Origin of the sequence: Pseudomonas sp. SIMBA_041, from assembly GCF_046535095.1 — a bacterium.
GTDB lineage: Bacteria > Pseudomonadota > Gammaproteobacteria > Pseudomonadales > Pseudomonadaceae > Aquipseudomonas > Aquipseudomonas mucoides.
Genome location: NZ_JAWRXJ010000001.1, coordinates 163,144 through 176,862 on the forward strand (window position 1 = coordinate 163,144; position 13,719 = coordinate 176,862).

At 60.3% G+C, this 13,719-nt stretch carries 12 protein-coding genes; 9 read left to right on the plus strand and 3 right to left on the minus strand.

The window, feature by feature from the left end:
• The first annotated feature begins 36 nt into the window (after positions 1-36).
• The 8 genes from hflK (SB725_RS00805) to cfaB all read left to right on the plus strand — a co-directional run bounded on the left by hflK (SB725_RS00805) (position 37) and on the right by cfaB (position 9,337).
• Positions 37-1,995 (plus strand): protease modulator HflK, encoded by a 1,959-nt coding sequence (gene hflK, locus SB725_RS00805; protein WP_410921284.1) that lies wholly within the window; start codon positions 37-39, stop codon positions 1,993-1,995.
• Complete coding sequence (gene hflC, locus SB725_RS00810; protein ID WP_410921156.1) at positions 1,992-3,038, plus strand: protease modulator HflC; 1,047 nt, start codon at positions 1,992-1,994, stop codon at positions 3,036-3,038. Before hflK (SB725_RS00805) ends, hflC begins: the two co-directional genes overlap by 4 nt.
• Positions 3,035-4,093 (plus strand): protease modulator HflK, encoded by a 1,059-nt coding sequence (gene hflK, locus SB725_RS00815; protein ID WP_027926242.1) that lies wholly within the window; start codon positions 3,035-3,037, stop codon positions 4,091-4,093. Before hflC ends, hflK (SB725_RS00815) begins: the two co-directional genes overlap by 4 nt.
• A complete protein-coding gene (locus SB725_RS00820; protein WP_027926243.1) occupies positions 4,090-6,000 on the plus strand; it encodes a cation-translocating P-type ATPase in 1,911 nt (636 codons plus the stop codon). Before hflK (SB725_RS00815) ends, SB725_RS00820 begins: the two co-directional genes overlap by 4 nt.
• Positions 6,001-6,118: 118 nt before the next feature.
• Entirely contained in the window at positions 6,119-6,373 is a 255-nt protein-coding gene (locus SB725_RS00825; RefSeq protein WP_027926244.1) for a membrane protein, read from the plus strand.
• 67 nt (positions 6,374-6,440) lie between these two features.
• Positions 6,441-7,286 (plus strand): DUF692 domain-containing protein, encoded by an 846-nt coding sequence (locus SB725_RS00830; RefSeq protein WP_194940508.1) that lies wholly within the window; start codon positions 6,441-6,443, stop codon positions 7,284-7,286.
• The gene (locus SB725_RS00835) at positions 7,277-8,065 is read left to right on the plus strand and encodes a putative DNA-binding domain-containing protein (RefSeq protein ID WP_410921157.1); all 789 of its coding nucleotides are present in this window, start codon (positions 7,277-7,279) and stop codon (positions 8,063-8,065) included. The genes SB725_RS00830 and SB725_RS00835 overlap by 10 nt, the downstream gene beginning before the upstream one ends.
• A gap of 84 nt (positions 8,066-8,149) precedes the next feature.
• The gene (gene cfaB / locus SB725_RS00840) at positions 8,150-9,337 is read left to right on the plus strand and encodes a C17 cyclopropane fatty acid synthase CfaB (protein WP_027926247.1); all 1,188 of its coding nucleotides are present in this window, start codon (positions 8,150-8,152) and stop codon (positions 9,335-9,337) included.
• On the opposite strand, the gene cls is transcribed toward cfaB, so the two are convergent.
• A complete protein-coding gene (cls, locus tag SB725_RS00845) occupies positions 9,334-10,773 on the minus strand; it encodes a cardiolipin synthase (protein WP_027926248.1) in 1,440 nt (479 codons plus the stop codon). The two genes, cfaB and cls, sit on opposite strands and share 4 nt — an antisense overlap.
• Positions 10,774-10,904: 131 nt before the next feature.
• Here cls and SB725_RS00850 point away from each other — a divergent pair, with 131 nt between their 5' ends.
• Positions 10,905-11,426 carry a DUF3617 domain-containing protein gene (locus SB725_RS00850; protein ID WP_027926249.1) on the plus strand — a complete coding sequence of 174 codons (522 nt, stop codon included), beginning with the start codon at positions 10,905-10,907 and terminating at the stop codon, positions 11,424-11,426.
• A 24-nt stretch (positions 11,427-11,450) separates the two neighbouring features.
• Here the strand turns inward: SB725_RS00850 and SB725_RS00855 are convergent, their stop codons facing one another.
• Positions 11,451-12,347 (minus strand): His/Gly/Thr/Pro-type tRNA ligase C-terminal domain-containing protein, encoded by an 897-nt coding sequence (locus SB725_RS00855; protein WP_027926250.1) that lies wholly within the window; start codon positions 12,345-12,347, stop codon positions 11,451-11,453.
• A gap of 32 nt (positions 12,348-12,379) precedes the next feature.
• Entirely contained in the window at positions 12,380-13,717 is a 1,338-nt protein-coding gene (locus tag SB725_RS00860) for a dihydroorotase (RefSeq protein ID WP_410921159.1), read from the minus strand.
• Between the last annotated feature and the right edge of the window lie 2 nt (positions 13,718-13,719).

Below are 13,719 nucleotides of genomic sequence, written 5' to 3' on the forward strand. Positions count from 1 at the left end.
AACGCGATGTCCGCATTGAATAAGCACTGGGGTGGTATGCAAGTCGATCTCGAAGTCGATGGCGCGCAGGTAGCAGGGCTGCCGCGCTTTCAGCAGGCGCTCTTTCAGGGGCGGCGATTGCGCCAGTTCGCCATTGGCCTGAGTGCTTTGGCAGCGGCCGGGCTGGTGCTGGCGTTGTTTGTCGGGTTGTTTGCGCCGCAGTCATTGTGGGGCGCGTTGTTGGTGAGTCAGAGCGCCGCTTTACTGGTGCTGGTCGCCGGTCTGCAATCCGCCTGGTGGGTGACCCGGTGGCGAACGCAGGCGATGGACCCGCCGCTGTCCGTGGTCGTGGTCGAAGAAGCCGTTGCACCGCAAGGGTGGTATGAGCGGCTGCTGGAGCGACTCAGTCAGGGCTCGATGAGAATGCTTGGCCAGATCGGCGCGCCAACGCTCTGGCTCGGCGGTTGGGCGCTGTTGACGTTGTTCAGCATCAGTCAGTTCTGGAACCTCGCATTACCGCCCGCCGCGCTGGGGTTATCGGCCAGCGTCGGCGCGGCGCTGGCATTGCTGCTGGCGTTTGGTCTGCTGGTGGTCGAGCGGCAACTGGCCCAGGAAAACATCGCTCAATGGCCCGAAGCCGGGCCGTTGGCGCAATTGACGCGGGTGGCAATCATTTGCCTGGTGATCGGCGCGTTGTGTCTGTTGTTCGCCAGTGAAACCTCGGTATGGCCGGTGCGATTGGCGGTGCTGATCGGTTTGCTGCCGGGGCTGGTCGCGGTCGAGTTGCTACTGCGTGCGGTGTTGTCGCTGTTCAGCCCGAAGCGTGAACAACTGGAACCGACGTTGCTGGCGCGCAGTTTTGTCGCCGACATGCTGCGCTGGCCGCCGCAACCGCTGCTTGCGTTGCAACACGAACTGCACAACCGTTTTGGCATCGACTTGCGGCAGATCTGGGCCTTCACTTACATGCGCCGGGCGTTTTTGCCGGTGCTGGCGGTGATTGCCTTTGTCGGCTGGTCACTTACCGGTATTCACGAAATACCGTTGCAAGGGCGGGGCATCTACGAGCGTTTCGGCAAACCGGTGGAGGTGTTTGGACCTGGCTTGCACGCTGGTTTGCCGTGGCCGTTGGGGCGCGTGCTGAATATTGAAAATGGCGTAGTTCACGAGTTGGCTACCAGTGTTGGCGAAGCGTCGACACCGGTCGTGCCCGAGCCTGCCGAAGGCCCGGCGCCGGCGATTGCCAATCGGCTATGGGACGCCAGCCACGTGAACGATAAATCCCAGGTCATCGCCAGCAGTCGCGCCGACAAACAGAGCTTCCAGATCGTCAACATGGACGTGCGTTTTGTCTATCGCATCGGCCTGACCGATCAAGCGGCGCTGGCGGCCACCTACAACAGCGCGGACGTGCCGACGCTGATTCGCAGTACCGCCAGCCGGATTCTGGTGCATGACTTCGCCTCGCGAACCCTCGACGGTTTGCTCGGCGAGGACAGGGTAGGGCTCGCTGAAGAGATCGGCCGGGCAGTGCAGGCTGACTTGCGGAAACTCAATAGCGGTGTGGAAATTCTCGCCACCGTGGTCGAGGCGATTCACCCACCGGCCGGCGCCGCCAATGCCTATCACGGTGTGCAGGCTGCGCAGATTGGCGCGCAAGCCTTGATCTCGCGGGAACGCGGTGCGGCTGCGGAGGCGTCCAACCAGGCGCAACTGCAGGCCAGCATTGCCCGCGACCAAGCGACCGCCAGCGCGCATGAAATCAACGCCACGGCCCAGGCGGCAGACCTGAAATTCAACGCCGAACGGAAAGCTTACGCCAGCGCCGGCCAAGCCTTTGTGCTCGAACAATACCTCAGCCAACTGAGCCAGGGCCTGGCCAACGCCAAGCTGCTGATTCTTGATCATCGTCTGGGTGGCAGCAGTAATGCGCCGACCATCGACCTCCGTACATTCACGCTGCCGGCTGATCCTGCGTCGCCGCGTACGAGCGCCCAGCCAGGAGCTACCCATTGAGCCAGTCGCACACACACGATCACGATGACCACGCCGGCCACGATCACGGCCATGGCGGACATGGGCATCACCACGGGCACCACCATCATCACCACGGCGATCCACAAGAGGCCGGCCCGTTCCCATGGCGGCGCATGGGCTGGGCGGCGTTGCTCGTGGCGTTTGCCATCGCTGCCGCCAGCCTGGTCCAGGTGCGCTCGGGGGAGGCCACCGTGATCACGCGCTTCGGCAATCCATCGCGAGTATTGCTGGAGCCGGGTCTTGGCTGGCGCTGGCCGGCACCGTTTGAAGCGGCCATTCCTGTCGACTTGCGGCTACGGACCACTTCCAGTGGTTTGCAGGATGTCGGCACCCGCGACGGTTTGCGCATCATCGTTCAGGCCTACGTGGCGTGGCAGGTGCAGGGCGATCCGGACAACGTGCAACGCTTCATGCGCGCCGTGCAAAACCAGCCGGATGAAGCGGCACGGCAGATCCGCACGTTTGTCGGCTCCGCGCTGGAAACCACGGCCAGCAGTTTTGATTTGGCAAACCTGGTTAATACCGATGCGAATCAAGTGCACATTGCCGACTTTGAGGCGCAACTGCGGCAGCAGATCGATCAGCAATTGCTCACCACTTATGGCGTGCGCGTGCTGCAAGTCGGCATCGAACGTTTGACCCTGCCGTCGGTAACGCTCACTGCCACGGTTGATCGCATGCGCGCCGAGCGTGAAACAATTGCGACCGAACGCACCGCAATCGGCAAGCGTGAAGCTGCGCAAATCCGGTCCGCTGCCGAGCGGGATGCGCGAGTTGTGCAGGCCGATGCAACGGTAAAGGCGGCTGACATCGAAGCTCAATCGCGGGTCGAAGCAGCACAGATTTACGGCCGTGCGTACGCCGGATCTCCGCAGCTCTACAACTTGCTGCGCTCCCTCGACACCTTGGGCACCATTGTTTCGCCGGGCACCAAACTGATATTGCGCACCGATGCCGCGCCGTTCCGGGTGTTGGTTGACGGCCCGCAGACCCTCGAAAACAAGTCCGGGTCGCAGCCATGAGTTTAGTTCCACGTGGAACACATGAGTTAAGCAGTCCCTGGATTCAGGCCGGACGCCTGGCTTTTCTGGCGCTGTATGCCGTAACGGTTCTGGCTGCATTGGCTTGGGCGTTCTCCAATGTGCGGCAGATTGATCCACAGAATCGCGCAGTGGTTCTGCATTTCGGGGCGCTGGATCGCATTCAGAATGCCGGTTTATTACTGGCGTGGCCGCGACCGTTTGAGCAGGTGGTTTTACTGCCCGCCGCTGATCGGGTCATAGAACGCCGGGTGGAAAACCTGTTGCGCAGTGATGTCGCCTTGCAGGCTGATCGCGTGGCCACGTTCGCCACACCGCTCAGTGATGCACTCGCCGGGTCCGGCTATTTGCTGACGGGTGATGCCGGCGTGGTGCAACTCGATGTGCGGGTGTTCTACAAAGTCACCGAGCCCTATGCGTTCGTGCTGCAAGGTGAACATGTGCTGCCCGCGCTGGATCGGTTGGTCACCCGCAGTGCCGTGGCCCTGACCGCCGCGCGAGATCTGGACACCATTTTGGTGGCGCGTCCGGAGCTGATCGGCGCCGACAATCAGGCTGCCGAACGCCGTGAACGTCTGCGCGGTGATCTGGTGCAGGGCATCAATCAGCGGTTGGCCGAACTGAGGGCAACAGGGCAGGGCTTGGGCATCGAAGTCGCCCGAGTCGACGTGCAATCGAGTTTGCCCGGCCCTGCGGTTAACGCCTTCAACGCGGTACTGACCGCGAGTCAACAAGCCGACAAAGCCGTGGCGAACGCACGTACCGAAGCCGAGAAGGCAACTCAGGCCGCTAACGAACAAGCGGATCGAACGTTGCAAGTGGCCCATGCCCAAGCCAGCGAACGACTGGCAAAAGCGTCTGCCGACACCGCCACCGTCCTGAGTCTGGCCACGGCTCAACAGCAGGGCACCGACCCGCAAATGCTGCTGCGTATTTACCGCGAACGGATGCCGAAAATTCTTGGTCAGGCCGGTTCCGTGACCACGGTTGATCCGAAAGACGATTCCCGCCTGATCATTCAGGGAGCTGCACAATGACCGCGCAATCCGCCGCCGCACCGAGCATGTTGTCCTCGGCCGAACAACGCAGCGCCGCTCGCCAACTGACGCTGGCCATGCTCGCACTGGGCTTGCTCGGGCTCGGTCTGATCTGGCGCTGGCTGTCACCGGAACAGACCGGCGTCAGTCAATTGCTGCTTGGCTTTGCTTCGCTGTTGGTGGCCGTGCCGGTCATGCGTTCGGCGTGGTACAGCCTGCGTTACCCAAGCTTGCACGGGATCACCGACCAGTTGATCGCACTCGCCATGCTGGGTGCCTGGGCCACGGGTGATCTACTGACCGCCGCGTTGTTGCCGATCATCATGATCTTCGGCCACGTGCTGGAAGAGCGTAGCGTGATCGGTTCTCAGGAGGCGATTCATGCGCTTGGCAAACTGACCCGCAGCCATGCGCGCAAGGTGCAGTTGGATGGTTCGATCCTCGAAGTCGACAACAGCACCCTCAAGGCCGGCGATCTGGTCGAGGTGCGGGCCGGTGATCGCGTACCGGCGGACGGTCGGGTGTTGTCCGGTCAGGCGAGCCTCGATACCGCTTCGATTACCGGGGAATCGGTGCCGATGGAAGCCGCCGTGGGCATGCCGGTGTTCGGCGGTGCGATCAACCTCGATGGGCTGCTGCGCATTGAAGTGACCCGCACCGGCAACGAGTCGACCCTGGGTAAAGTCATCGCGCTGATGCAAAGCGCCGAGCGTTCCAAGCCGCCGATTACTCGTTTGTTGGAGCGTTACGCTGGCAGCTACATGGTGTTGGTTCTACTGCTGGCGGCAGTGACGTGGTTTGTCACCAATGACGCTCAGGCAATGCTCGCGGTGCTGGTTGCGGCGTGTCCCTGTGCACTGGTGTTGTCGGCACCGGCAACGGCCATTGCCGGGGTGGCGGTGGCGGCGCGGCACGGCATTCTGATTCGCAGTTCGGCGTTCCTTGAAGAGCTGGCGGACCTCACTTCGCTGGTGGTCGATAAGACGGGTACGCTGACGTTCGGCACCCTGCGCCTGCAGTCGATCGACAGTCCGCTGGAAGACCGCAGTCATGTTCTGAAACTGGCCGCCAGCCTCGGATCCGCCAGCAGTCATCCGGTCAGTCGTGCGCTCGCCGGGCTGGTCACGCAGGAGCATTTCCTGTTGCTGTCGGACATCCATGAGCGCCAGGGATTGGGCGTGGTAGCGATGACTGAACAGGGTGAGGCCGCCCTCGGTCGTCCGGAGTTGTTCGCGCAATTGGGCATTGCCACGTCGGCGGTTCCTGAGCACGACGGTCCGATTGCCGGGCTGGCGCTTAAAGGTGAATTTCTCGCCTGGCTGTTACTGGCCGACAGTGTCAAACCCGAGGCGCGATTTGCCCTGAATGAGTTGCGAGAACTGGGCCTGGGTCGGCAGTTGCTGCTCACCGGGGATCGGCAGAGCGTCGCGCATACGCTGGCCCGCGATGTCGGCATCAGCGATGTCGAGGCGCAGGCGTTGCCGGAGGACAAGCTTAATCGCGTGCTCAAGGAAATCGGCAGCGGCTTTCGGCCGATGGTGGTCGGGGACGGGATCAACGACTCCCTGGCGCTCAAGGCCGGTGTCGTCGGTGTGGCCATGGGCGCGGGTGGGGCGGACATTGCGCTGGCCTCGGCTGACATTGTATTGATCGGCAGCGATCTGCGTCGGCTCGGCACCTGTGTGCGTCTGAGTCGCCAATGTCGCCAGACCTTACAGGTCAATGTGATCATCGGTTTGGGCTGGACCCTGGCGATTGTGGCCTTCGCTGCGTTTGGCTGGCTCGGTGCGGCGGGCGCGATGATTGCGGCGTTGCTGCATAACTTGAGCACGTTGCTGGTACTGGGCAACGCTGGGCGTTTGCTGCGCTTTCAGGAGCCTTTGCTCAAGCTCAAAGACGAGAGTTGAACGATCTGAATTTTTTTTGCATGCCTCTGTAACGCCGTTGGGGCCGCGCTCTCTAGTGCTGTGTCGGGACTGAACAACGTTCCAGCCGACAACCCTGACGATCACCGAGGATACAAAAATGAACTTCAAATCCGCTACCGCTGGTGCCGCTCTCGCCTTCGCCGCTGCAACCTTGTTTGCCGGTGTTGCCACGCAGGCCCAAGCCGCCGACGCGGCTCAGGTTCACTGCTACGGCGTGACTTCCTGCAAAGGCATGAACGATTGCAAAACCGCAGAAAACGCCTGCAAGGGTCAGGGCGTCTGCAAAGGGCACGGCTTCAAGGCGATGACTCAGGCCGAATGCATGAAAGCGGGCGGCAAGGTCGGCGAATAACCGACCGCCGCTTGGCGCCGCAGTGGCTACCCATGGCCACTGCGGCTTTTTTGCGAGGAGTCCGCAAATGTCTGCATCCCTTCCTTGTCTGGGTTATGGCCTGGGTTTGCGCAGTGCCTACTACCAACAGATTCTTGATCAGTCGCCGGCCGTGGACTGGTTCGAAGTTGTCTCCGAAAACTTCATGGTGCAGGGCGGCAAAGCCCTCTACTACCTTGATGCCATCGCCGAGCGTTATCCGCTGGTGATGCATGGTGTGTCGCTGTCCATTGGCGGGCCGCATGCTCTCGATCCGGGCTATCTGCAACAGCTCAAACGGCTGGCTGATCGCGTCAAACCGGCGTGGATTTCCGATCACTTGTGCTGGAGCCGTGGCAACGCCCATCAGTTGCATGATTTGTTGCCATTACCGTACACCGAAGAAAGCCTGTATTACGTGGCAGGTCGAGTGCGCCAGGTGCAAGACGTTTTGCAGCGCCCCTTGGTATTGGAGAACGTCTCCAGCTATGTGCGCAGTGCCGGCGATGATTTCAGCGAGTGGGAATTTCTTCGCGCCTTGAGTCAGCTGAGCGATTGCGAGCTGTTGCTGGACGTCAACAATGTCTATGTCAGCTCACGCAATCATGGCTTCGATCCGTGGACCTTCATTCAAGGTTTGCCGGCGAACAGGATTCGCCAGCTCCACCTGGCCGGCCATAGCGATTACGGCGATTACGTCATCGACACCCATGACCATCCCGTCAGCGATCCGGTCTGGGCGCTTTACCAACGAACCCTCGATTACCTCGGTCCTGTTGCTACGCTGCTGGAGCGCGATGACCATTTTCCGCCGTTTGCAGAACTGCTCACTGAACTGCAAAAAGCCCGGGAGCTGGGCGAGAGCGTGCTGGCCCGGAGGCACAAATGCGCCTGAACGAATGGCAACAGTCCTTTGAGCGTTACCTGTCGGGAGAGTCTTCGGTAGCTGACTTGGCGCTGGGCTCAAGCCTGATGGGTGGCCCGACGCTGGATGTCTGCACGGGGCTGGCGATTTATCACAACGCTTACCAAGCCCGGCTGCAGGAAGTGCTGCGCGGCGACTATCCCGCAGTCCTTAACTGGCTAGGTGACGACGAGTTCGAACGGCTCGCCGCCACGTACATCCGTCAAAATCCCTCGGCTCACTACAGCCTTCGCTGGTTCGGCGAAGGCTTCAAAGCGTTTATTCGCCAGCACTTGGTGCAAGAGCAAAGTGCACCACTGGCCGAACTCGCCGCTCTGGAGTGGGCTTTCACGCTGGCATTCGATGCGCCACCGGGAACGCCGTTGACGATGCAGGACATGGCGGAGCTGGCGCCGCACGACTGGCCGACGCTGCGAGTCAGCCCCAGTCCTTCGCTGCAATGGCTTGAATGTGCTTTCAACAGTGTGGCGCTTTGGCGATCAGCCAAGGATGAAACGCAGTTCCCTGGCAGTACGGGACTCGACGCTCCCAGCGTTGTGGTGATCTGTCGAAATGATCTGGTTTGCCACTATCGAAGCCTGGAACCTGAAGAGGCCAACGCTCTAAAAGGACTGTTTGAACAGGGATGGAATTTTGCTGAACTGTGCTCCGAATTGACAGTCATCTATGGAGAGGGCGCACCACTTCAAGCTGTGACATGGCTCAAGCAGTGGATTCACGATGGTTGGTTGCAGCGTGGCAAATCATAGAAGTCGGCTATTAATTCGATAGCCAGCTAATTTTCCAGGATGGTCTACCCTCACATCAGACGTCTGAAACCAGGGGAACACTCCATGCTCGCGCATCTTCCACCGGCCTTACAGAATCTGCAGCTACCGCTACGCCTGCGACTCTGGGACGGCCATGAATTCAATCTGGGGCCGACGCCCAGCGTCACGATTGTGGTCAAGGACCCACAAATGGTTACCCAGTTCACCCATCCAAGCCTGGACGCGCTCGGAGCGGCGTTTGTCGAGGGTAGACTTGAGCTGGAAGGCTCCATCAGCGACGTTATCCGCGTCTGCGATGAGTGGAGTCAGGCGATGCTGGACGAAAACGACGACAATCAACCGGTTCGTACCGTCCACGACAAGGAAACCGACGCCAAAGCCATCTCCTATCACTACGACCTGTCCAATGCGTTTTACCAGCTGTGGCTAGACAGTGACATGGCGTATTCCTGTGCGTACTTCGAGACCGGTAGTGAAACCCTGGAGCAGGCGCAACAAGCCAAATTCCGTCATTTGTGCCGCAAGTTGCGGTTGCAGCCGGGTGAATATTTGCTGGACGTCGGTTGCGGTTGGGGCGGACTGGCGCGGTACGCGGCGCGGGAGTTCGGCGCCAGGGTATTCGGCATTACGCTCAGCAAAGAACAACTCGCCCTGGCCCGTGAACGCGTGAAAGAGGAAGGTCTGGAGGATCTGGTCGAGCTGCAACTGCTCGACTACCGCGACCTGCCTCAAGATGGGCGCTTCGACAAAGTGGTCAGTGTCGGCATGTTCGAACACGTCGGCCACGCGAATCTGGCTGAGTACTGCAAAACCTTGTTCGGCGCGGTGAAAGAAGGCGGCCTGGTGATGAACCACGGGATCACCGCCAAACACACCGACGGCCGTCCGGTGGGACGCGGTGCCGGCGACTTCATTGAGAAATACGTGTTCCCCAACGGCGAGCTGCCGCACCTGTCGATGATCTCGGCCGAAATCAGTGAAGCAGGTTTGGAGATCGTCGACGTCGAGAGCCTGCGCCTGCACTACGCGCGTACCCTGGACCACTGGAGTGAACGCCTGGAAGACAATCTGGAAGCGGCGTCCAGGCAAGTGCCGGAGCAGGCCCTACGGATCTGGCGGCTGTACCTGGCGGGATGCGCTTATGCGTTTGCCCGGGGCTGGATCAACCTGCACCAGATCCTCGCGGTCAAAGCCCACCCCGATGGCAGCCATGAATTGCCATGGACCCGCGACGACATCTACAACCCTTAGAGAATCGGTGAAATAAGCCGGGCGACCCGCATGCCGATCTGTTGCAGGCGGTGGGTCTCCCGGCTTTCTTCCTTGGCGATTTCATGGGCCTGATTGAAGTCTTCGTTGAGCATCTGCTCCACCTCGGCGGCAAATGCGCTGTCGACCGTCAACAACATCACTTCGAAGTTAAGCCGGAACGAGCGGTTGTCCAGGTTGGCACTGCCGATGGCGCTGATTTCATTGTCGATCAATACCACTTTCTGATGCAGGAAACCGGGCTCGTAGCGGAACACCCGCACCCCCGCGCGAACGGCCTCGAAGGCATAGAGGCTGGAGGCTGCATAGACGATACGGTGGTCCGGACGCGAGGGCAGCAATAGACGCACATCGACACCGCGCAGCACTGCCAGCCTGAGTGCGGCAAACACCGCTTCGTCGGGGATGAAGTAGGGGCTGGTGATCCACACCCGCTCGGTCGCGGCATGGATGGCTTCGACGAAGAACAATGAACAGGTTTCGTAGGAATCCGCCGGGCCGCTCGCCAGCAATTGGCAAAGCACGCCGTCGTCCGGATACACATCCGGCAGGATCAGCGGCGGCAACGACCGTGCAGCCCAGAACCAGTCTTCGGCAAAAGACTCCTGCATGCAGGCCACCACCGGACCGCGGACTCGAACATGGGTATCTCGCCAAGGCGCGAGCGGTGGTTTCTCGCCCATGTATTCGTCGCCAACGTTATGTCCACCCACGAATCCCAGGACACCATCGACCACCACGATCTTGCGATGGTTGCGGAAATTCACCTGGAAGCGATTGAGCCAGCCACTGCGAGTGGCGAACGCTTTGACTTCGACGCCGGCATCGCGCAACGGTTGCACGTAGCTGTGGGGCAGGGAGTGGCTGCCAATGCGGTCGTACAGCAAGTAAATCGCGACGCCTTCGGCCGCTTTTTCCAGCAGCAGGGTTTGCAGGCGTTGGCCGAGACGATCATCGTGGATGATAAAAAACTGAATCAGCACGGCTTCTTTCGCCTGGCTGATAGCCTCGAAAATCGAATCAAAGGTGGCTTGGCCATTGATCAACAAATGCACTTCGTTGTTCGCCAGGCACGGCATGCGGCCCAGTTTCGGCATCGCCCGCAACGACGCGTAGGCGTTGGAAGCACGAGCGGTCAGCGCCTCCTCGACCCAGGGGCGCCAGTTGAGCTCGGAGATGGCTTTGCGCATCTCTTCGTTGGCCTGGCGCCGCGCCTTGATGTAGCCATCAAAGGTACTGCGGCCGAAGACCAGATAGGGGATGAGCGTGAGATAAGGAATAAACACCAACGAAAGCGCCCAGGCAATCGATCCCTGGGCGGTGCGGACGGTGAGCACGGCGTGAATGGCAGCAATCAGGCCCAGCGTGTGAAGCAGTGCAATGGTGTAGCCGAAAATGTGCGGTCCAAAGTAATCCATGGGGCAGCCTTGCTCCTGAAGATTCAGTGCTTAACAGACCATGTTCCGTGCAGAATGTCGCTATTTAATTGGCCCATGAACCGAAGCCGATGCCCGGCGTCTAACGGCCACAACTGATCAGGAGTTACTCGATGAACGTTCGTCTGCTGGGTTTGGCCATGGCTGTTGGTTTGTCACTTCCGGTGGCGGCTCAGGCACAGATGCTGCAACCGGGGTTATGGGAATTGACCACCAGCAACATGAAGGTCGATGACCAGAACCTGCCGGACTTGCAACTGATCCTCGGGCAGTTACAGAGCCAGATGACCCCGGAACAGCGCGCACAATTGGAGAAACAGGGCATCACCATGGGCGGCAAAGGGATTCGGGCGTGCCTGACACCGGAGCAGGTGAAGACCGACAATATTCCACTGACCGACCCGCAATCGGGCTGCAAGCAGGAAATCACTGATCGCTCTGGTAACCAGTGGAAATTCCGTTTCAGCTGTCCGAAAGCGCAAGGCGCCGGTGTGGCTACTTTCCTCAGCGACCGTGAGTTCACCACCAAGGTCAACGGCACTTTCAACGCTACCGGCATTAATCAAAAGGGCAGCCTGGAAAGTCGTGCCGTGTGGCTGGGACAGGATTGCGGAACGGTCAAGCCTCGCGCTTAAGACCTTCGTCGTTACGCCCGCTCCCTACACGCTTGTGCGGGAGCGGGCTTGATTCAGCCACTGACACGCTGCCTCAATACCCATCCTGCCGAAATCCTCGCCCGCACCGCTGCGCAAACTGACGAACTCTCCTTCCTGTTCCTTCTCGCCCACGACCATCAGGTACGGCACTTTTTGACCGTGCTCACGAATCTTGTGGCGGACCTTTTCATGGCGCAGATCCACATGGACGTGCACACCGCTTCGGCGCAATGCCTCGGTCACCGACTGGACATAACTCGCCTGGCGCTCCGCCATGCTGACAATCATGACCAGGGGCGGTGCTCGCCAGCTGTCCAGTTCCTGTTGGCAAGACCAACACGTGCCGTAGACCCGTTGTTCAGACGTACCGCTGATGTAGTCGAGGGAAAACGCCTGCAACACCTTCGTGGCTGGAACCTGTGGGCCTGCCGTTAAATGCTCGAAGTCTCCCAGGCGGTATAGCGACCGTCGATCTTCTGCCTTCGAGGCTCGGCGGCGGATTGAGTGGTTGGTCGCGGCCAGCAGCTGCATGCGGGCTTCGATCAGCGGCAGGTCGTCGCGGGTTAACGATTGATTGAGGGTAAACCCGCAGAAGAAACCATCCCCCAGCGCCGACCCGGCCTGCAGCTGAACATGGGGATGAAGTTGCTTGACCGCCATCGCCAGTATCAATGCACAAGAGCGTCGAAGAATCTCCAGGCCATCGGGTTCTTGAGGCGTGACGATGTTGACCCGAGCATCGCCTCTGATCACGTATTCGCAGTCCACCAACACGCCGTCCACCCGACCGGCCACCGCCGCTTTGGCCAGCGCGGGGCTGATGCTCGCGGCGAGTTCGTACACGGACAATGGCTGATCGTATTCACGCAATGAACCATCGGGCAGGCGGATCTGAATCATGGTGATGCTCTCGAGTGCTTCTGTATTACGCGCTAGCGCATAAACCGTAATGGTAATCCCTGACAGTTGTCATTAAGACGTTTGTCGTGCCAGGCAATTTGCCCGGACACCAGCGTGGTGCTGACACTGTGACGAAAACGCTGCCGGGCGAAAGGCGTCCAGCCGCATTGAGACAGGATGGGCTGCTGGGAAACGGCAACGCCATCGGGTTCGGATTTGATCAGAACGAGGTCGGCCCAATAGCCCTCGCGCAGATAACCGCGGTCGGGAATAGCGAACAAATCGGCTACGCGGTGACTGGTCTTGGCCACGAGGGTGGTTATCGGCAGGACTTTGTCAGCCATTAATTCCAGCAACGCGGGCAGGGCGTGTTGCACCAGCGGCAGGCCGGAAGGAGCCTGATGATAAGGCTGTTGTTTCTCCGCCCACGTGTGCGGCGCGTGGTCGCTGCCGATCACATCGAGTCGATGGCTGTGCAGTGCCTGGCGCAATGCATCGCGGTCGGCTTGAGACTTGATGGCCGGGTTGCACTTGATCAGATTACCGAGGCTGGAGTAGTCCCGATCATCGAACAGCAAGTGGTGCAGGCACACTTCGGCGGTAATGCGTTTGTGGGCCAGCGGCTTGTCTTCAAACAGCGCCAGTTCGCGGGCGGTGGTCAGGTGCAACACATGCAATCGCGTGCCATGCCGCTTGGCCAGGTCCACGGCCATCGAGGACGAACGAAAGCACGCCTCGGCGTTGCGGATCAATGGATGGGCGGCCGCAGGAATGTGTTCGCCGAACAGGTCTCGAAGGTTTGCGTCGTTGGCCTCGATGCTGGGCGTGTGCTCGCAATGGGCCAACAGAATCGTCGGCACTTGGGCGAATAACCGCTCCAGAATCCGAGGATCATCGACCAGCATGTTGCCCGTGGAGGCGCCCATGAACACTTTGACGCCGGCCACTTCGCAAGGGTTGAGCGCTGCGATGGTGTCGAGGTTGTCATTGCTGACGCCGAAATGGAAACCGTAATTGGCCACTGAACTGATCGCCGCGCGCCGCTGCTTGTCAGCCAGGTCTGCGAGGGTCAGGGTCGCCGGACGGGTGTTGGGCATGTCCATGAAACTGGTGATTCCCCCAGCCACCGCGGCCCTCGATTCCGTGTAGAAACTGCCCTTGTGCGGTGCGCCGGGATCGCGAAAGTGCACTTGGTCGTCGATCATTCCGGGTAGCAGCCATTGACCGTCGGCATCGATTTCCACGTCGGCATCTTCACCCTGGATGCTGCTGGCGATCTTCACGATTCGACCATTGCTGACCAGCAGATCTCCCTCGAACTCACGGCCTTCGTTCACCAGCCGGGCATTGCGAATCAGCACACTGGTCATGG